The organism is Caulobacter sp. SRI_008 (assembly GCF_057586355.1).
Map to the genome: position 1 here is coordinate 1 of NZ_JBYCZS010000037.1, position 19,295 is coordinate 19,295.

General features: G+C 70.8%; 16 protein-coding genes and 1 pseudogene. 4 read left to right on the top strand and 13 right to left on the bottom strand.

Features of this window, described 5'->3' with window-relative positions; translation table 11 throughout:
- Positions 1-82: 82 nt before the first annotated feature.
- The 5 genes from rutD to AC2YHT_RS23925 form a co-directional block, all read right to left on the bottom strand.
- Positions 83-892 (bottom strand): pyrimidine utilization protein D, encoded by an 810-nt coding sequence (gene rutD / locus AC2YHT_RS23905; RefSeq protein WP_487292329.1) that lies wholly within the window; start codon positions 890-892, stop codon positions 83-85.
- A gap of 154 nt (positions 893-1,046) precedes the next feature.
- Positions 1,047-1,436 carry a pyrimidine utilization protein C gene (rutC, locus tag AC2YHT_RS23910; RefSeq protein WP_198578727.1) on the bottom strand — a complete coding sequence of 130 codons (390 nt, stop codon included), beginning with the start codon at positions 1,434-1,436 and terminating at the stop codon, positions 1,047-1,049.
- Positions 1,437-1,515: 79 nt separating this feature from the next.
- The gene (rutB, locus tag AC2YHT_RS23915) at positions 1,516-2,217 is read right to left on the bottom strand and encodes a pyrimidine utilization protein B (RefSeq protein WP_487292330.1); all 702 of its coding nucleotides are present in this window, start codon (positions 2,215-2,217) and stop codon (positions 1,516-1,518) included.
- Between the two features lie 196 nt (positions 2,218-2,413).
- A complete protein-coding gene (locus AC2YHT_RS23920) occupies positions 2,414-4,132 on the bottom strand; it encodes a sensor histidine kinase (RefSeq protein WP_487292331.1) in 1,719 nt (572 codons plus the stop codon).
- A 102-nt stretch (positions 4,133-4,234) separates the two neighbouring features.
- Positions 4,235-5,287 carry a LacI family DNA-binding transcriptional regulator gene (locus tag AC2YHT_RS23925; RefSeq protein ID WP_487292332.1) on the bottom strand — a complete coding sequence of 351 codons (1,053 nt, stop codon included), beginning with the start codon at positions 5,285-5,287 and terminating at the stop codon, positions 4,235-4,237.
- A gap of 431 nt (positions 5,288-5,718) precedes the next feature.
- On the opposite strand from AC2YHT_RS23925, the gene AC2YHT_RS23930 reads away from it, so the two are divergent.
- On the top strand, positions 5,719-8,181 hold the full coding sequence (locus tag AC2YHT_RS23930; protein WP_487292333.1) for a glycoside hydrolase family 3 protein: 2,463 nt from the start codon (positions 5,719-5,721) through the stop codon (positions 8,179-8,181).
- 186 nt (positions 8,182-8,367) lie between these two features.
- Here AC2YHT_RS23930 and AC2YHT_RS23935 read toward each other — a convergent pair whose 3' ends face one another.
- The 7 genes from AC2YHT_RS23935 to AC2YHT_RS23965 form a co-directional block, all read right to left on the bottom strand.
- Complete coding sequence (locus AC2YHT_RS23935) at positions 8,368-9,207, bottom strand: LytTR family DNA-binding domain-containing protein (protein ID WP_487292334.1); 840 nt, start codon at positions 9,205-9,207, stop codon at positions 8,368-8,370.
- 14 nt (positions 9,208-9,221) lie between these two features.
- Complete coding sequence (locus tag AC2YHT_RS23940; RefSeq protein ID WP_487292335.1) at positions 9,222-9,896, bottom strand: DUF2306 domain-containing protein; 675 nt, start codon at positions 9,894-9,896, stop codon at positions 9,222-9,224.
- Positions 9,897-10,129: 233 nt separating this feature from the next.
- Entirely contained in the window at positions 10,130-10,531 is a 402-nt protein-coding gene (arr, locus tag AC2YHT_RS23945; RefSeq protein ID WP_487292336.1) for an NAD(+)--rifampin ADP-ribosyltransferase, read from the bottom strand.
- Positions 10,532-10,661: 130 nt separating this feature from the next.
- A complete protein-coding gene (locus AC2YHT_RS23950; RefSeq protein WP_487292337.1) occupies positions 10,662-12,731 on the bottom strand; it encodes an ATP-binding protein in 2,070 nt (689 codons plus the stop codon).
- Between the two features lie 104 nt (positions 12,732-12,835).
- Positions 12,836-13,096 carry an Hpt domain-containing protein gene (locus AC2YHT_RS23955; protein ID WP_487292338.1) on the bottom strand — a complete coding sequence of 87 codons (261 nt, stop codon included), beginning with the start codon at positions 13,094-13,096 and terminating at the stop codon, positions 12,836-12,838.
- Entirely contained in the window at positions 13,093-13,473 is a 381-nt protein-coding gene (locus AC2YHT_RS23960; protein ID WP_110119282.1) for a response regulator, read from the bottom strand. The genes AC2YHT_RS23955 and AC2YHT_RS23960 overlap by 4 nt, the downstream gene beginning before the upstream one ends.
- On the bottom strand, positions 13,470-15,989 hold the full coding sequence (locus AC2YHT_RS23965; protein ID WP_487292339.1) for a CHASE3 domain-containing protein: 2,520 nt from the start codon (positions 15,987-15,989) through the stop codon (positions 13,470-13,472). The genes AC2YHT_RS23960 and AC2YHT_RS23965 overlap by 4 nt, the downstream gene beginning before the upstream one ends.
- Before the next feature lie 184 nt (positions 15,990-16,173).
- Here AC2YHT_RS23965 and AC2YHT_RS23970 point away from each other — a divergent pair, with 184 nt between their 5' ends.
- Genes AC2YHT_RS23970 through AC2YHT_RS23980 form a run of 3 tightly spaced genes read left to right on the top strand, consistent with a single transcriptional unit; the run spans position 16,174 to position 19,145 of the window.
- Entirely contained in the window at positions 16,174-17,766 is a 1,593-nt protein-coding gene (locus AC2YHT_RS23970; RefSeq protein ID WP_487292356.1) for a fatty acid--CoA ligase, read from the top strand.
- Positions 17,766-18,659, top strand: coding sequence for an oxygenase MpaB family protein (locus AC2YHT_RS23975; RefSeq protein WP_487292340.1), 894 nt, complete (start codon positions 17,766-17,768; stop codon positions 18,657-18,659). Before AC2YHT_RS23970 ends, AC2YHT_RS23975 begins: the two co-directional genes overlap by 1 nt.
- 45 nt (positions 18,660-18,704) lie before the next feature.
- Positions 18,705-19,145 (top strand): hypothetical protein, encoded by a 441-nt coding sequence (locus AC2YHT_RS23980; RefSeq protein ID WP_487292341.1) that lies wholly within the window; start codon positions 18,705-18,707, stop codon positions 19,143-19,145.
- 50 nt (positions 19,146-19,195) lie between these two features.
- Here AC2YHT_RS23980 and AC2YHT_RS23985 read toward each other — a convergent pair.
- Positions 19,196-19,295: pseudogene (locus AC2YHT_RS23985) on the bottom strand (hypothetical protein); the annotation flags it as partial.

The window sequence follows — 19,295 nt, forward strand, 5'->3', positions numbered from 1 at the left end:
CTCCCCCCAGCGCCGCGCTGGCCCCCTCCGGCCCTCTGGGCCACCTCCCCCAGAGGGGGAGGATCTGGTTCGTGATCCCCGCTCATCCGTCCCCCTCCAGGAACCGCACGAGCGAAGCGTTGAACCTCTCCGCATCCGTCACCGTCGAGGCATGGCCGCCCCAGGGCAGCACGTCGAGCGTCGCGTTGGGCAGGCGTTCGGCGAGGCGATGGGCGCAGGTGACGGGCACCAGCATGTCGTCGGCGGTGGCGCTGACCAGCACCGGGTGGGTGATGCGCGGCAGGTCGGCGTCGACGTCGAAGGCCAGCAGGGCGCCGATGCGGGCCAGCATCACCGCCTTGGGCGGGAAGCCGACCACGTGGTGCGGCTCCTCGGCGGCAAGGCGCTCGCTGTTTTCCGAGATCCAGGTCGCCGGATAGAGGAACAGGGCCTGGGCGTGCACATAGGCCGCCGGGCCGGTGTCGTTCAGCAGATGCAGGCGGGTGTCGAAGCAGCGCCTGATGTGCGGATCGGGCCGCGACCAGCCGTTGACGACCGCCAGCTTGCCGAGGCGATCGGGGTGCGCCAGCGCCAGCGCCAGGCCCGCGTTGCCGCCGGCCGCGTGGCCGACGACATGGGCCTTGGCGATCCCCAGGGCGTCCAGCACCTTGACGATGTCGTCGGCCATGTCGGCGACGGCGTAGGGCTCGTCGGTCGGCAGTTCGCGAACGCTGCGGCCGGTGCCGCGGTGGTCGTACAGCACGACCGGCCAGCGCGCCGTCAGCGCCGCCATCTGCGGCCCCCAGAAGCTGCCCGAACCGCCCAGGCCCGACGACAGCAGCACGACCTCGCGGCCGGCCACCGGACCGCCGTGGAGTTCGTAGTACAGGCCGTCGACTGTGCCCGACGTCATGTCCGCACCCCAATCCGCTCATCCCCGCGAAGGCGGGGACCCAAGCTGACTCTCGGGGGCAGGCGCGGCCGAGCCAAGATCCGTAGACTCGGCTTGGGTCCCAGCCTTCGCGGGGAGGCTCGGAGGAAAAGTGACGGGGCCAGGATCATACGGATCAGCGTTTGCCGATGTGGGCGACGGTGGCGATCTCGACCAGGAAATCGGGGCGCACCAGGCCGCACTGGATGCAGTAGCGGGCCGGCTTGTCGCCCGGGAAGTACTCGGCATAGACCTTGTTGATGGTCTGGTAGTTGGCCCAGTCGGTCAGGAAGATGTGGTTCATGGTCACGTCCTCCATCGTGCCGCCGGCCGTCTCGATGACCGACTTGATGGTCTCCAGCACCTGCCGCGTCTGGCCCTCGGCGTCGCCGACATGGGCGACGTTGTTGTCCTTGTCGAAGGCCAGGGTGCCCGAGACGTAGACGATCCCGTCGGCCAGCGTGCCCGGCGAGAACGGGGCGATCGGCGTGCCCGTGCCGGGCGGGGTGATGACGGTCTTGGGCATCGGGTCCTGTCCTTCTGATAATTAAGTTCTTCATTCCGTCCGAAGACGGAAAACCTTGCTGGCCAAGCGCTCGACACGCCTACTTCGGCGCGATCTGGCCGAACGCGCCCTTGAAGTCGGCCACGGTCGAGACCCAGCCGAAGAAGGTCTCGATGTTGTAGAGCGTGGCCTTCTGCACGAACTCGGGACCGGCCTGGTGGGTGGCGTCCTCCAGCACCGTGCCGAAATATTCGAGGAAGAAGCCGTCGCGCAGGGTCGACTCCACGCAGACGTTGGTGGCGATGCCGACGAAGACCAGGTTCTTGATGTTGCGGCTGCGCAGCACGCTGTCGAGTTGGCTGTTGAAGAAGCCGGAATAGCGGGTCTTGTGCAGCTGGATGTCGCCGGGCTGGGGCGCGAGCTCGTCGACCAGCTCGTAGTCCCACTGGCCGCGCGCCAAAAGCTTGCCTTGCAGCTCGGGCTTGGCGCGCATGGTCTTCAGGGCGTTGGACTTCCACCAGTTGGGCGAGCCGGGACCGCCGGCCTCGACATACTGGTCGTCCCAGCCGTTCTGGAAATAGATCACCTGCATGCCGGCCGCGCGGGCCGTTTCGAGCACGCCCTTGATCTGCTGGATGCAGGCGGCCGCGCCGCTGATGTCGAAGCCGGCCAGATCCAGATAGCCGCCCGGCGAGGCGTAGGCGTTCTGCATGTCGATGACGATGACGGCCGTGCGCTCGGGCGCCAGCGGGATCGGCTCGGGCCGGGCCGGCAGCATCACGGAGTCATCTGTGGCGATCATGAACGCTCTTCCCTCAGGTGCGGCTCTGCGGCGTGCATCCTGAGCGTCATGGAAGATCAATCTACGCGGCGAAGCAATACGATCGATCCGACGGCGCCCCAGGATGGGTGCAGAGCGGATCGACCATCACCATGAGCCGAAGAACGGCGGTCAAGCGCCGGGCCGGCGCTTCGCGCCCGCGCCCGCGGCTGCCTGTTCAGGCGTCGGACAGCGAGGGCTCGTCGCCCAAAGCTTGGGCGCCGGACGGATCGGGCAGACGCACCGACAGGGCGCAGACCAGGCCCGTGGGCAGGTATTCGAACACGGCCTCGCCCTTCAGTTCATTGCGCAGGCTGGCGGCGATCAGGCGCGAGCCGAAGCCCTTGCGCTGCGGCGGGCCGTCCAGCTTGGGTCCGCCGCTCTCGACCCAGCGCAGGGCCAGGCGCTGCGGATCCAGCGGATCGCGACGCCAGGTCACCTCCACCCGGCCGTTGGGGGTGGAAAGGCCGCCGTACTTGCTGGCGTTGGTGGCCAGCTCGTGGAAGACCATCGACAGGGCCAGCGCGGCGCTGGGCGGCAGGGCGGCCGGCGGCCCCTCGCAGCGGGCGCGGTCGCCATAGGGCTCCAGCGTCTGGCGCACGACGTCGGTCAGGTCGGCGCTCTCCCACACGGTGCGGGTCAGGAGGTCGTGGGCGCGGGCCAGGGCGTAGAGCCGCTCGTTGAAGGCGTTGAAGCCGGGGGCGGCCTCGCCGCGGCCCAGGCTCTGCAGGGCCAGGGACTGCACCGTCGCCAGGGTGTTCTTCACCCGGTGGTTCAGCTCGTTGATCATCAGCTGCTGGCGGGCGGCGGCGCGTTTTTCGCCGGCCTCGCGGGCCCGCAACTGGCTGGAGGCCGCGTGCAGGGCCTCGCGCACCTCGCCGATCTCGCGCAGGCCGCCGCTGGTCTGGGCCGGCATCTCGCCGCCGGCGGCCATGATCCGGGCGTCGGCCACCAGGGCCCGCACCTCGCCCGAGATGCCGCGCGAGAATAGCAGGGCGGCCGTGGCCCCGATGGCCAGCAGGGCCAGGCCGGCCGTGACCAGCAGGGCCAGGGACGACAGGTTGGCGCGCTCCAGCTCGGCGCGCGGCACGCCGACGATGAAGGTCCAGCCATAGGCGGCCGAGCGGCTGAAGGCCGACAGGGTGGGGGTGCCGTCGAGGGTGTAGGTCTCGAGCACGCCGTCGTTGTCGCGCGCCATGGCGTCCAGCATCGGCCGGCTGGCCGAGCGGCCCAGCATCTTTTCCTGGTCGCGCGAGCGCGCCACCAGCTTGGCGTTGCGATCGACGATGCTGGCCGTCCAGCTGTGCGGCACGCCCTGGGCGGCGAACAGCGGGGCGAAGGCCGCGGGGGTCTGGATATAGGCCAGGTCGTAGAGCTCGCCGGCGACGATCACCGGCATGTCGATGGCCACGATCGGCTGCTTGACCACCTTGCCGAAGGTCAGGTTCGAGACGGTGGTGCGGCCCGAGCGTACGGCGGCCCAGCGTTCGGGCGGCAGGCCGGCGCTGCGGGGCGGGGCCTGGCCGGGCGGCAGGCGGGTGTTGACCACCTGGCCTCGGGGCGAGATCAGCACGATCCAGGCCGCGTCGGCGCCGATGGCGGCGCGGGCCTGGCGCTCGAAACTCTCAAGGTCGCCGGAAGCGAGAGCGGGCGAGACCGAGAGGGCCTGCAGGGTGCTCTGGCCCTGGGCCAGCTGGCGATCGACGGCCAGGCCCAGCGCCCGGGTGGTGGCCACCAGCTGCTGCTCGTAACGGCCCCGGCTTTGGCCGTATTCGGCGCGGGCCAGCAGGGCCATGAACACGATGGCGGGCGCGACGAGACACAGCGCCATGATCAGCAGGCGCCGCCTTACGGTGGGCGGCCCGGCTGCGGCGGTTGCGGCGTCGACCTGGGTCATATCTCTGGCCAAACGCGAGCGGCTCCAACTTGAAGTCGCAAGACAAGAGGGTGAGCGGCCTTGTCGGTCAAGTTCCCCGCGACATCCCGTCGCGGGGCTTGGTCAGCCCGCAGGCGGCGGCGCCGTCGAGGCGCGCAGGGCCAGTTCGAACGGCAGCAGACGGTCGCCGCGCGGCGGCTTGCCGTCCTTGGCGGCGGCGCAGGCCACCAGGATATCGACGGCCTCGGCCGCCATCTCGGCCACCGGCTGGCGCACCGTGGTCAAGGGCGGCAGCGACAGGCGCACGCTGGGGGTGTCGTCGAAGGTGGCCAGCGACAGCTCGCCGGGGATGGAGACCGACAGCCGCCGGGCGACGTGCATCACCGCCAGAGCGGTCTCGTCGTTGCCGGCCAGGATGGCGGTGGGCCGGTCGGCGCGGCTCAGCAGGGCCTCGGCGGCGGCGACCCCGCCCTCGAAGGTGAAGTCGCCCGGAACCAGCAGGGTCTCGTCGACGGGCAGGCCGGCCTTGGCGAGGGCGTCGCGATAGCCGTCCTCGCGGGCGCGGCTGGCCAGGAAGCGCGGGCTGCCGGTGACGAAGCCGACGCGGCGGTGGCCGAGCGTGAGCAGGTGCTCCGTCAGTTGGCGGGCGGCGGCGGCGTCGTCCATCCGCACCCGCGCGCCGGGGCCGGCCTGGGCCGAGCCCAGGCGCACGAACGGGATCTGGGCCTTCTTCAGCGCGGCCAGCACCGTCGGGTCCTCGCAGTTGGGCGGCGTCAGGATCACGCCGTCGGGCCGCAGGGTGGACAGCACGTGCTGCACGCGCCGGGCCAGCTGGTCGGACTCCAGGTCGATCAGTTCGCACAGCAGGTGGTAGCCGTGGACGTCGCAGCGGAGCATGGCCCCGTACTGCATGCGGTCGATCCAGTTGTTGCCGCGGTCGCTGCGCCAGTTCTCCAGGGTCAGGGTGCGGTCGTTGAAGGCGACGATCAGGAACGAGCGGCCGCCGCCCATCCGCCGGGCGGCGATGTTGGGGCTGTAGCCCAGCTGCTCGATGGCCGCCTCGACGCGGGCGCGCAGGTCGGGGGTGACGGTCGGCTCGTTGTTGACCACGCGCGAGACGGTCTTGACCGAGACCCGGGCCTTTTCGGCCACATGGACGATGGTGACGTTGCGCATCGGCCCCCCGTCGCCGGCTATCGGCGCGCTGGCCTAGCGATAGCCCGGCCCCGGCGGCCGAGTCGAGCCGGTTCGCGGTCTTCGGCCTTCAATAGAGTGTGCGAAAGTCTCAGTAAGACATCGTTGTCAGAAAAATTCTCTTCTGCGTATTCGCCTTTTCTGGAAAGGATATCGGCCAATTTGTCCTCAAGTGGACAAATTGAATCGTGTTGACATCAAGTAAGACAACGTTGTCTCGTATCGATGTGAGGCGGTCGCGAGCAGACGACCCCGCGACGGGAGGCCAAGGCCATGCGCGATCGCGCGTGCGGACTTCCGCGCGCGGCGTCCGCCCTCGACGTCTCATCCCATGACGCTGCTCCCGCGGCGTGCTTTGGGCGCGGCGGCTCCTTCCCCTTTGCCGCCGCGCCTCTTTTTCGATCGAGGTCGCCGTGACGCCGTTCCGTGTTTCCGCCCTGGCCCTGCTGGCCGCCACCAGCCTGACCGGTCTCGCCGGCGCGCAGACGCTCGCACCGGCGGGCGAGGCCGCGGCCCACGTCGCCGCTTGGCCCGCCGCCAGGAGCCCCGCCGCCCTGACCGATGCGGCGACGGAAGCGAAGATCACGGCGCTGGTGGCCAAGATGTCGGTGCGCGAGAAGGTCGGCCAGACGATCCAGGCCGACATCGGCTCGATCCGTCCCGAACAGCTGCGCGACTATCCGCTGGGCTCGATCCTGGCCGGCGGCAGCTCGGGCCCGAATGGCGCCGACAAGGCGATGGCCAAGGAATGGGCCGATTTCGTCGACCTGTTCCGCGCCGTCTCTCTCGAACCGCGCGACGGCCACGTGGCCATCCCGATCATGTTCGGCATCGACGCCGTGCACGGCCACAACAACCTCGTCGGCGCGACCCTCTTTCCGCACAACATCGGCCTGGGCGCGACCCGCGACCCCGACCTGATCGAGCGCATCGGCAAGGCCACGGCCGAGGAGGTGGCGGTCAGCGGCGGCGACTGGACCTTCGGTCCGACGGTGGCCGTGCCGCGCGACGACCGCTGGGGCCGCAGCTACGAGGGTTATGGCGAAGATCCGGAGATCGTCAAAAGCTACGCCGGCCGCATGACGCTGGGCCTGCAGGGCAAGCTCGTCGCCGGCAAGGCGCTGGAGGCCGGCCACATTGCCGGCAGCGCCAAGCACTTCCTGGCGGATGGCGGCACCACGGGCGGCAAGGACCAGGGCGACGCGGTGGTGTCGGAAGCCGACCTCGTCCGCCTGCACGCCCAGGGCTATCCGCCCAGCATCGACGCCGGCATCCTGACGGTGATGGCCTCGTTCTCCAGCTGGAACGGCGTCAAGCATACCGGCAACAAGACCCTGCTGACCGACGTGCTGAAGGACCGCCTGGGCTTCACCGGCTTCGTGGTCGGCGACTGGAACGCCCACGGCCAGGTCGACGGCTGCTCCAACGTCTCGTGCCCGCAGGCCCTGAACGCGGGCCTCGACATGTACATGGCCCCCGACAGCTGGCAGGGCCTGTTCGACAATACGCTGAAGCAGGTCGAGGCCGGCGAGATCCCGATGGCGCGGCTGGACGACGCCGTGCGGCGGATCCTGCGGGTGAAGGTCAAGGCCGGGCTGTTCGACCGCGTTGCCCCGCCCGTGCAGGGCCGCTTCGAGCGCGTCGGCGCGCCCGACCATCGCGCCCTGGCCCGCGAGGCGGTGGCGAAATCCCTGGTGCTGCTGAAGAACGACGGCGTGCTGCCGATCAAGGCCGGGGCGAAGGTGCTGGTGGCCGGCGACGCCGACGACATCGGCAAGGCGGCCGGCGGCTGGACCCTGTCTTGGCAGGGCACGGGCAACACCAACGCCGACTTCCCCAATGCGCAGTCGATCTGGAGCGGCCTGAAGGAAGCCGTCGAGGCCTCGGGCGGCAAGGCGACCCTGTCGAAGGACGGCTCGTTCGCCGACAAGCCGGATGTCGCCGTGGTGGTGTTCGGCGAGACGCCCTACGCCGAGTTCCAGGGCGACCTGCAGCACTTGGAATACCAGCCGGGCGACAAGACCGATCTGGCCCTGCTCAAGAAGCTGAAAGCTCAGGGCGTGCCGGTGGTGGCGGTGTTCCTCAGCGGCCGGCCGCTGTGGGCGAACCCGGAGATCAACGCCTCGGACGCCTTCGTCGCGGCCTGGCTGCCGGGCTCGGAAGGCGGCGGGGTGGCCGATGTGCTGGTGGCGGGTAAGAGCGGCAAGACCAGGCGCGACTTCACCGGCAAGCTGTCGTTCAGTTGGCCCAAGCGCGCTGATCAGGGGCCTTTGAACCAGGGCGACGCCGGTTACGACCCGCAGTTCGCCTATGGCTACGGCCTGTCCTACGCCAAGCCCGGCAAGGTGGCGCAGCTGTCCGAGGTGTCGGGCGTCAGCGGCGCCAGCGCCAATGTCGACAAGTACTTCGTCGCTGGCCGCGCGCCGGCGCCGTGGCTGCTGTCGACCGCCGGCGGGGTGACCCTGACCGCCATCGACGCCGCCGCCCAGGAGGACGCCCGCCTCGCGGCCTGGACCGGTCCCGGCGCGCTGCTGGTCAACGGCCCGCCGGCCGACCTCACCCGCCAGACCACCGGCGACCTGTCGATCGCCCTGACCTACCGCGTCGAGGCCAAGGCGCCGGGACCGGTGGGTTTCTCGGTGTCGTGCGGCGAGGGCTGCGCCGGCGGGGTGGACGTCACGAAGATCTTCGCCGAGGCCCCGGTGGGCGAGTGGCGCAAGACCCAGATCAAGCTCTCGTGCCTCAAGGCGGCGGGGGCGGACATGAGCCGCATCTCCTCGCCGGTGGTGCTGTCGGCGCAGGCCGGCTTCAAGCTGGCCTTCCGCGAGATCCGCCTGGAGCCGACCGACGCGCATGTGGCGTGCCCGGGGAGCTGAGGGGGGCGACCTGATCCTTATCCTCCCGTCATTCCCGCCCTTGTGGCGGGAACCCCTGGTTCCGCTCGCAAGTGAGGCGCAAGCGACGTGCTGAGCACGTCGCCCCAACTGCCCTTGCGGCTGACAGAGGGTTTCCCGCCACAAGGGCGGGAATGACGGGAGAAAGGGGGAGGGCGCTGAAACCCCTCAGCCGCCCCGACCGCCCAGCCGCTCCAGCAGCGCGTCCCGATAGGTCCGGCTGGTCACCACCTCGCCGCCGCTGGCCAGGGTCAGCCGCCAGGAGCCGTCCGACAGCGGCTGGGCCTCGCGTACGTGGGCGAGGTTGACCAGGCTCGAGCGGTGGGCGCGGGCGAAGAGGCGGGGGTCCAGCCGCGTCTCCAGTCCCTGGAGCGTGGCGCGCAGCAGGCCCTCGCGGCCGGCCCCCTCGCGATCGGCCCAGTGGACGACGACATAGTTGTCGGCCGCGCCGAACCACTCGACGGTCGAGATATCGACCGGGATGCGCCGGGCGCCCGACATCACCATCAGCCGCTCGGTCTCGGGCGCGGGAGCGACGGCGCGAGCTTCGGCCAGGGCGGTCTCCAGCAGGGCGTTGCGGGCCCGGGCCTCGGCGGCGCGGCGGTGGTGGACGGCCGCCAGTCCGACCGCGACGATGGCCGAATAGAGCAGCAGGCAGACCGGTGTCCGCCCCAGCATCCGCGCCCCGAAATCGCCCGCGCCGAGAAAGCCGGCGTCGACCAGGCTGGAGATCGCCGCCTGCGCCGGAACCACGGCGATCCCCGCGACGAAGCTCGCCGCCACGCCGCGCGCCCCGGCCCCGAACCGGCGCAGGATCAGCCAGACGATCGCCGCCGCCGGCAGCCAGGCGGCGTAGATCGAGCCTTGCCAGAGCAGCGACGCGAAGACGTCCAGCGCCTCGCCGCGATCGGCGGCGAACCGGCGGGCGAACCAGGCGGCGCTGACCGTGGTCATGGTCCAGCTGTAGGCGGTGAAGGCCCAGACCCAGGCGCTGGTCGGGGCGACCATCAAGCGGGCGCCCATCAAGCGGGCAATGGGGTTCGCCGCCGCCGGATGATCAGCACCGCGATCCAGCCCATGGCCAGCGGTTGGAACAGCAGGGTCGGCCAGAGCTGGCTCCATGGCGTCGGCAGGAAGGTCAGGAAGTTGCCCGAGAAGGCGCTGATCACCGCCCCGTAGGCGGACAGCATCTTCGCTAGATGCTCGTAGGTCCAGAGGTCGGGGCTGAACGGCCAGCCGGCGGGCCGCGCGAACCGCCAGAGGTCCCAGCCGCCGAAGGCGAAGGCGGCGTAGGCCAGGCCAAGGGTCGGCAGGCGCGGGCTCTTCGAGGCGCCGGTCAGCAGCAGGACCACCACCCAGGCGCCGATGGCGACCACGGCCAGGGCCGCCGCCCAGTCCAGGGGCCGGGCGCGCTGGCGCGGATCGAGGTCGGGGCGCTTGCGGCCCAGCACCCGGAAGCCGGAGAACAGGCCGATGCTGGCCGTCGCCGACAGGGCGGCGAAATAGGCGTTGAAGTGCAGGACCGTCATCACCCAGGCCGCCGCCAGCAGCGTGCCCATCACCGCCACATAGACCCGTCCCGACAGCCGGTGCAGGCGCGAGCCCTTGCGGGCCAGCAGCGGAATGAGGCCGGCGGCCACGGCGATGAAGCCGCAGGCGATGTGCAGGGCGAGGGTGGGGGAGAAGAGGCTGTCCATGGCCGCCGTGATGGCCGGCTGGCGGGGGCTGCGACAGCGGCCTGGGGCGGGTTGCGGCGGTTGGGGGTGAGGTTACGCCCCTCATGCCACCCCAACTCCGTCTTTCCCCGCGAAGGCGGGGATCCAAGCTGGCTTTCAGGATGTGGCGCGGCCGTGGGCTATCCGCAAACTCGGCTTGGATCCCCGCCTTCGCGGGGATGCTCGGAGAAAAAAAGGGCCGGGGCCAGGAGGCCTCAGTCCTCGATCGCCTCGACCCCCTCAGCATCAAGCCGGGCCAGGTGGTCGCGCATGGCCTGGAGCTGCTCGGGGGGATGCCCCGTCCAGTCGGTCACCTCGCCGACCACCCGCAGCGGATCCTTGGTGCGGTACGACAGGGTCGGATTGCCGGGGAACTTCTTGTCGGTGAGGTTGGGGTCGTCCTCGAACGGACCCGTCGGCTCGACGATGTAGATCCGGCCAGGGCCCTCGCCCCGCGCAAGTTCCGCGCCCCAGGTCGCCGCGTCGAGGGTGGCGCTGAAATAGACATAGGCCGCCGTCCGGCCCTGGCCGTAGTTGGAGGCGTAGCCGGCGCCGATCAGGTCGCCGGTTCGCAGGTCAGCCTTCGTGCCGTGATAGAACGCGGTCGTGGAGGTCATGGTCGGGGCCCTTGTCGATGGGGCCGCGGCCCCGCGTCGAAGGCGCTACAACCTGCGCATAATTCGCCGGCCGGCAATTCTTGAACTTGGGTTTTTCGACCCCAGATCCATGACGAGCGAGGGACAGGCCTCAGGCCGCCTCGCGTTCCCCCGCCCAGGTCTCGATCGTCGCGTAGAGCAGCTCCTTCTGGATCGGCTTGGCGACGTGGTCGACCATGCCGGCCTCGCGGCACTGGGCGACCTGCTGGGGCAGGGCGTCGGCGCTCATGGCGATGATCGGCACGCTCGCCGCAGGGCCGGGCAGGGCGCGGATGGCGCGGGTGGCGGTCAGACCGTCCATGCCGGGCATGTGGATGTCCATCAGCACGACGTCGAAGCCGCCGGCCTGGGCCATCTCGACCGCCTGCCGGCCGTTGTCGGCGGTGGTCACCTCGCAGCCGGCCAGGGTCAGGAAGGCGCCGCCGATCTCGCGGTTCATCGGGTGGTCGTCGACCAGCAGGACGCGGGTTCCGGCGATCCGGCCGGCGGCGGCCAGCGGCGTGTGGCGGGGCGCGTCGCACGCCTCGGCCGACAGCTCGATCCAGAAGGTCGAGCCCTGGTCGGGGTTGGCCTCCATGCCGATCCGCCCGTCCATCAACTCGACCAGCGCCTTGCTGATCGCCAAGCCCAGACCCGCGCCGCCGAAGGCGCGGGTGACCGAGCTGTCGCCCTGCGAGAAGCGCTGGAACAGCCGGTCGCGCAGCTGCGGCGGCACGCCGATGCCGGTGTCGCTGACCTCGATCCGAAGGTGGTCGCCGTCGGGACCGGGCGTGACGATCAGGCGGGCGGTCACCTTGCCGGCCGGGGTGAACTTGACGGCGTTGTTGAGCAGGTTGAGCAGCACCTGACGCAGGCGGGCGGCGTCCAGGCCGTGGTGGCGATCGGCGTCGCCGACGACCTCGATCTCCAGCGCCAGGCCCTTGGCCTGGGCGTCCTGGGCGACGATGGCGGCGGCGTCGCGCAGCACGGTCTCGGCCCGGGCCGGCGCGATCTCCAGCTCGACCCGGCCGGCCTCGACCCGCGAGAAGTCGAGCACGTCATTGACCAGGGTCAGCAGGGCGCCGCCGGAGCCGTCGATCAGCGCCACGTGGCGGCGGGCCTCGGGGGCCAGGTCGTCGCGGTCGGCCAGCAGGCGGGTGAAGCCCAGCACGCTGTTCAGCGGCGTGCGGATCTCGTGGCTCATGGTGGCCAGGAACTCGGTCTTGGCCAGGCTCGCGGCCTGGGCGCGGGCCTGGGCCTGCCGCGCCAGGGCCTGACGGCGCACCAGCAACTGCTTGAGGCGCTGCTGGTTGGCCAGCACCAGGGCGGCGGCCAGGCAGGTGAAGAAGAGGGCGCTGACCAGCAGCTGCAGGGCGTGGGCGCGCTCGGACGCCTGGGCTCTCGTCGCGGCCTCGGCGACGATGCCCAGCACGCTGAGCGGCGTGGCGATGGCGGCGGTGATCAGGGTCGACCAGGCCGCGCCCTTGGGGCCCAGCCGGAAGGCCACCAGCACTCCGGCCGGGAACACCAGGAACGGCAGGGTGTGGCCCGGACGGCCGAACGCCGCCAGGGCGGCGACGCCGACCGCCGCGTAGCAGGCGGCCTTCTCCCAGGGCGAGCGCTCGAAGCCGCGCTTCATCCGGGGATCGAACAGGATCAGGGCGGCGGGCAGGCCGACGCTCATGCCCAGGATGTTGATGAACAGCCAGTTCTTGATCAGCACGGGCAGGGGCACGTGCAGCATCGGCGCGGTCGCGAAGGCGCCGACCACGGCCAGGGTCACCGTCACCGGCAGGGCCAGGCCGACCGCCCGCGCGGCGCGGCCCAGGTTCTTCAGCCGCGGCGGCCCGCCGAAGGCCTTGGACAGCACCAGGGCGATCAGCACCGCCTCGGTCGAGTCCAGCGTCGTGAACAGCACGGTCATGGCCGGCGGCGTGCCGCCCAGGCCGTCGAGCAGCAGGTGGCTGGCGGCGCTGAGCACCAGCAGGATCGCGCTGCGGCCGGGCGTCAGCAGCATCAGCCCGGCGGCCAGCAGGCCGTTGCACGGCCACATCGAGGCCATGCCCGACGGGCCCCGGGTCAGCAGGTCGCAATAGGCGATGGCGACGGCGTAGGCGGCGATCAGCGACAGCAGCAGGCGGGTCTGGCTCGCCTCGCCCTCGAAACGCTTTACTGCAAACATGACGCCGTACCCGCTCGTCCCGTTCGAACTCGAGGGCAAAATCGGGCGCAACCCCGCCTATTCCGTTAAGGCGCCGCCGATTTCGATGAAAATGGGCGAGGCGCCTAGGCTTCCAGGCCTTCCAGCGCCGAAATCAGCGCGGAAAACGCCTCCGGTGGGGCGTCGCCCTGGGCCAGGAGCAGGTCGTCGAGATCGCGGGCCAGCTCGGTGACCTCGGCGTAGCCGAACACGCCGGCCGCGCCGGCCAGGCGGTGGACGACGTAGTGGCGGTCCTTGATCGAGGCCTCGTCCGAGCGCAGCAGCGCCAGGTCCTGCGCCGCGCGGGCGAGGAACTTGGCGCGCAGCGGGGCGAGGGGGTCGTTCATCGCGCCAGGATCGCCCGCACGTCCTGGGCCAAGGTCATCGGGTCGAACGGCTTGGTGATGACGTCGGCCGCGCCGAAGCCCAGCAGGCGGGCGCGCTCCTCGGCCTGGGCGCGGGCAGTGATGAAGATCACCGGCGCGCCGTCGAGGTCGCCGCGCTCGCGTAAGCGCGCCAGCACGGCCGGGCCGTCCATGTCGGGCATCATCACGTCCAGCAGCACCACGTCGGGGCGCCAGGCGTCGCGGTCGAGCATGGCGAAGGCCTCGGCGCCGCCGTCGGCGGCCCGCACCTCGATGCCCGGATCCAGCTCCAGCGAGAAGGTCGCCACCTCGCGGATGTCGGCCTCGTCGTCGACGTAAAGGAGCTTCAGGTCGGTCATCGGCGTCTCTTGGAATCGGCGTCCGCGGCGAGCTTGCGCACAGTTCGGGCCAGCTGGTCCAGAGTGGTCTTGGACTTGGTCAGCACCGCGTCGACCGAGGCCGCCAGGGCCTTGTCCTCGATGGGCTGGGCCGAGAACACGATGACCGGAACCGGGTCGTCGCCGTCGTGCAGGTCGCCCAGCAGCTCCACGCCGTTGCCGTCGCCGAGGCCGAGATCGAGGATCACGACGTCGGGCCTGGCCAGCGACAGGGCGGCGCGGCCGGTCCGCACGCTGTCGGCGTGGCGGACGGTGCAGCGGTCCAGCAGGGCGTCGCGGACCACGGCGTGGACGTCGCGGTCGTCCTCGACGTGCAGCACGTCGATGCGGCGGGTGTCGGCGTGGCCGTTGACGGCCCGATGGACCGCGGTGCGCAGGCGCTCCAGGTCGATCGGCTTCTGCAGCCAGTCGACCACGTCCAGCGCCTCGCCCCGGCCCTCGGCGGCCTCGGCCGAAATCACCAGGGCGGGGATGTCGCGGGTGTTGGCGTCGGCGCGCAGGCGGCGCAGCAAGTCGAGGCCGCTGCCGTCGGGCAGGCGCACGTCGGTGACGAAGGCGTCGAAGCCGCCGATCTCCAGCACCGCCCGGGCCGAGGCCACGTCGCCGACGGTGTGCACGCGCACCCCGGCCTCGCGCAGGGCCTGGGACAGGATCTCGGCGATGTCGGGATCGTCCTCGCACAGCAGGACGCGGGCCCCGCCGTCGCCGGCCTCGATCGTCCTGGGGCGGGTCTCGACGGTCGCCAGCTCGAACTGGAAGGTCGCGCCCTGGCCGGGCTCGGACTCGAACCACAGCCGGCCGCCGTGGCGCTGAACGATCTCGCGCGAGATGGCCAGGCCCAGGCCCGTGCCGCCCTTGGCGCGGGTGTCTGAGGCGTCGGCCTGGGCGAACTTCGAGAAGATGCGGTCGCGGAAGGCCTCGGGCACGCCGGCCCCGTGGTCGCGGACGCAGAAGCGCAACAGGTCGGGGCGCGGGGCGTAGACCCTGACCTCGACCACCCCGTCGGGCGGTGAGAACTTGGCGGCGTTCGACAGCAGGTTGGCGGCCACCTGGGTCAGGCGGTCGGCGTCGCCGCGCACCGGCGGCAGGTTCGGCGCCACGTCGAGCTTGAAGGTCACGCCCATCTGGCCGCCGAGCCCGCCCATGCCGTCCACCGCCCGCTGGGCCAGGTCGCCGAGGTCGAGGGGGCGGAGGTCGAACTCCATCTGGCCGGATTCGATCTTCTCGATGTCGAGGATGTCGTTGATCAGCCGCACCAGCCGCTGGCAGTTGCTGTGGGCGATGCCCAGCAGGCGCGCGGCGCGCTCGGGCAGGGCGCCGGCCGCCCCGCCGACCAGCAGGCCCAGCGACCCGGCGATCGAGGTCAGGGGCGTGCGCAGCTCGTGGCTGACGGTCGAGACGAACTCGGCCTTCAGCTTCTCCACCCGGCGGCGCTCGGAGATGTCGCGCACCGAGGCGGTGATGCGCTCGCCCTCGGGCAGGCGGACGAGGCCGATCGAGGCTTCGACGGGGAAGGTGCTCCCATCGGTGCGGTAAGCGACGAACTCGCGCAGCACGCCTTTGGACAGGTCGTCGCCGCCGGCCAGGTGCTGGACGAACAGCTGGCCGCGGTCGGGCAGGTCCACGAACTGCGACAGCGCCCGGCGGACCAAGGTTTCGCGCGGCAGGCCGAACATGGTCTCGGCCGCCTTGTTGACCGTTTCGATGGTGCCGCTGGGATTGAGGGTGATGACGGCGTCCTGGGCGTTGTCGAGGATGGCGTCCAGCCGCCCGGCCGTGGCCTGGGCCACGGTGAACAGCTGCTGGCGGGCGCGGATCTGGCGCGACAGCAGGATGAAGGCCGCCAGCAGGAACACCACCAGCACCGCGAACAGGGTCTGGGTCAGGCGTTCGGTGCGCAGGGTCAGGGCGTCGTTGGCGGCGATGCGGCGGTCGAGGGCGGCCTTGTCAGAGGCCTGGAGCTCGCGGGTGACGAGGCGGATCTCGTCCATGATCACCTTGCCCTTGCCGCTGGAGATCAGGGTGCGGGCCGCGTCGTGTCCCTGTTCGCGGCGCAGGCGGATGCCCTCGGCCATCGTCTTTTGCTTCTGCTCGATCAGGGCTTCGAGGCGATCGAAGACCGGATCGTCGTTTGCGATCAGGTCGCCGACGTCGCGCTGGCGAAGAGCGCGCAGCGAGGCCAGCTGGCTGGGCAGGCGGCGCTGGGCGGCGTCGTAGGGCTCCAGGAACCGGTCCTGGCCGGTGATGACGAAGCCGCGCTGGCCGGTCTCGGCGTCCTGCATCAGCGAGAACACCGTCTGCAGCTGCATGCGCTGTTCGTAGGAGTGGTCGACCGCGTCGCGCAGCATGCGGCCGCGGGTGAACTCGCGCTGGATTTCCCAGGTGGTCAGCAGCAGCAGCAGCGGCGCAACCACCAGGCCCAGTATGACCGAGATCAGCAGGCCGCGCTGCTCGCGGCGCAGGAGGAAGCTGGTCATGGGTGTGCTTTTCCTCGCGGCTTTCGAGTCACAGCTTACGGCCGGTCGCGGGGACGACTCAACGCGCCATTCCACCGGTCTTCGACTCGGCCCCTCCACCCGACGTTGACTTACCCGGGGTCACGCCGAAAACCATGTTCTTCGAACGGCCGCGTCAGACGGCTTCACCGGGAGAGCAGCGATGATCCAGGACGCCGTCGATTTCGCCCGCATGCCGACGCTGGGCGACGTGCCCCGCTATCACGCCCAGGTGCGGCCCGACGCCGTGGCCTTCGCCTTCGAGGGCCGCGAAACCAGTTTCGCGCAGCTCGACCGCCGCACCAACCAGGTGGCCCGCGCCCTGCTCGCCGAGGGGCTGAAGCCCGGCGACCGCATCGCCTATGTCGGCAAGAACAGCGACAGCTATTTCGAACTGCTGCTCGGCGCGGCCAAGGCCGGGGTGGTGATGGCCCCGGTCGGCTGGCGGCTGGCCCCGGCCGAGATCGCCTACATCGTCGCCGACACCGAGGCGAAGATGGTCTTCGTCGGCCCCGAACTGGTGGAGCACGTGGGCGAGGTGGCCAAGCTGCTGGCCGGACCCCAGCCGCCCGTGGTGGCGATGGAGGGCGGCGGCGATCTTGCGGCCTTCCCCGCCTGGCGCGACGCCCAGGACGACGCCGATCCCGCCGTGCCGCTGCGCCCCTCCGACGTGGTGCTGCAGCTCTACACCTCGGGCACGACGGGCAAGCCCAAGGGCGCGATGCTGACCCATGACAACCTGCTGGCCATGCGCAAGGCCGCCGCCGAGCAGACGGCGATGCCCTGGAACGTCTGGGGTCCCGACGACGTCAGCCTGGTGGCCATGCCGGTGGCCCATATCGGCGGCACGGGCTGGGGGCTGGTGGGCCTATTCAACGGGGCCAAGGGCGTGGTGGCGCGGGAGTTCGATCCCTTCAAGGTGCTCGACTTCATCGAGCACGACCGGGTGTCGAAGATGTTCCTGGTGCCGGCCGCCCTGCAGATCGTAGTGCGCCTGCCCCGCGCCCGCCAGATCGACTATTCGCGGCTGAGCTACATCCTCTATGGCGCCGCGCCGATCCCGCTCGATTTGCTGCGCGAGAGCATCGAGGTGTTCGGCTGCGGCTTCGTCCAGCAGTACGGCATGACCGAGACCACCGGCACGGTGGTCTATCTGCCGCCGGAAGACCACGACCCGGCCGGCAACACCCGCATGCGTTCGGCCGGCCTGCCGATGCCGGGCGTCGAACTGCGCATCCTCGACGAGGCCGGCGGCGTTCTGCCTGCGAACACCGTCGGAGAGATCGCCGTGCGCAGCGCCTCGAACATGGCCGGCTACTGGAAGCTGGACGCGGCCACCGCCGCGACCATCGACGCCGACGGCTGGCTGCGCACCGGCGACGCCGGCTACCTGGACGACGACGGCTATCTCTTCATCCACGACCGGGTGAAGGACATGATCGTCTCCGGCGGCGAGAACATCTATCCGGCCGAGGTGGAAAGCGCCGTCTACGGCCATCCGCATGTGGCCGAGGTGGCGGTGATCGGCGTGCCCGACGACAAGTGGGGCGAGGCGGTCAAGGCGGTGGTCGCGCCCAAGCCCGGGATCACGCCCGACGCCGAGGACATCATCGCCTTCGCCCGCACGCGGATCGCGCACTTCAAGGCCCCCAAGAGCGTGGACTTCGTCGAGGCCTTGCCGCGCAACGCCTCGGGCAAGATCCTGCGCCGCCAACTGCGCGAGCCCTACTGGGTCGGGCGCGAACGACGGGTGAACTGATGGCCGATCCCCTCTCGCGGGCCGCCGCGCGACTGCTGACGCCGGACGGGGGACCGGCGATCGACTTCTCCGCCCCGCCGGGCGCGGCCGCGCTGATCGCGCCGGACTCGGTGTCGTGGCGGGTGTTCAAGAACCCGGTGTCGCTGTTCGTCGGCGGCATCACCGCGGTGCTGCTGGAACTGGCCGAGCCGCGCGTGCGCTCGGGCGTCTGGGACCATTCCAGCTTCAAGGCCGAGCCGCTGAAGCGCCTGAAGCGCACGGGTCTGGCGGCCATGGTCACGGTCTATGGTCCGCGCGAGACGGCCGAGAAGATGATCGCCGGCGTGGTGCGCATGCATGGCCATGTGACGGGCCAGACGCCCGGCGGCGTGGCCTACCAGGCCAACGACCCGGTGCTGCTGGATTGGGTGCAGGCCACGGCCAGCTTCGGCTTCATCGAGGCCTATCACGCCTACGCCCACGCCCTGACCCCGGCTGAGCGCGACGCCGCCTTCGCCGAGGCCGCGCCCGGCGCGCGGCTCTACGGCGCGACCGGGGCCCCGACCAGCGAGGCCGAGTGGAAGCGGCAGATGGCCCTGATGCTGCCCAGCCTGGAGCCCTCGGACATCGTCTTCGAGTTCCTCCACATCATGACCTCGACTCCGCTGCTGCCGGGGCCGCTGCGGCTGATCCAGAAGCCGCTGGTGCGGGCGGCCGTGGCGATCACCCCTGTCGAGGTGCGGGCGCGGCTGGGCCTGGGCGAGGCCTGGCAGCTGAACGGCGTCGAGCGCCGCCTGGTGCGCCTGGCCGGGGCCAGCGCCGACAAGGTGCCGATCAAGGGTTCGCCGGCCGTGGAGTCCTCGCGCCGCATGGGCCTGCCGGACGACTATCTCTATCGCCGCCGGGCCGCCTGAGGCAGTCTCGTCCCCAGAAGAAAACCATGACCTGGGGAGGGCATGATGAGCGACACCAAGAGCAAGACGCCTTGGCACCTGTGGCTGGTGGGCGCGGTCGCCGTGCTGTTCAATTCCGTCGGCGTCTTCGACTTCGTGATGAGCATGGCCCAGGGGCCGGCCTACATGGCCAGCGCCGGCATGACCCAGGCCCAGATCGATCACTACCAGCGGATGCCGGGCTGGATGACGGCGGTCTGGGCGATCGGCGTGTTCGGGGCCTTCGCCGCCTCGGTGCTGATCCTGCTGCGTAACAGGCTCTCGGCGCCGGTGTTCGCCGTGTCGCTGGCGGCCTTCCTGCTGAGCCTCGTCTACACCTACGTCCTCAGCGACGGCGGCAAGGTGATGGGTCAGCAGATGGCCGTCACCAGCGCGGTGATCGCCGTGCTGCTGGCGCTGTTCATGCTCTACGCCTGGTGGCAGGCGAAGCGCGGCGTGCTGCGGTAGGGGTTACGCTTCGCACCAATTTCGTCATCCCGGAAAGCGCGCAGCGCTTATCCGGGACCCAGGGGCCAAGCGCAGTGCGGCGGCCCCTGGGTCCCGGCTCTCCGCTTCGCTGCGGCCGGGATGACGAGCTAGGGAGCGTTTGAAAAACTG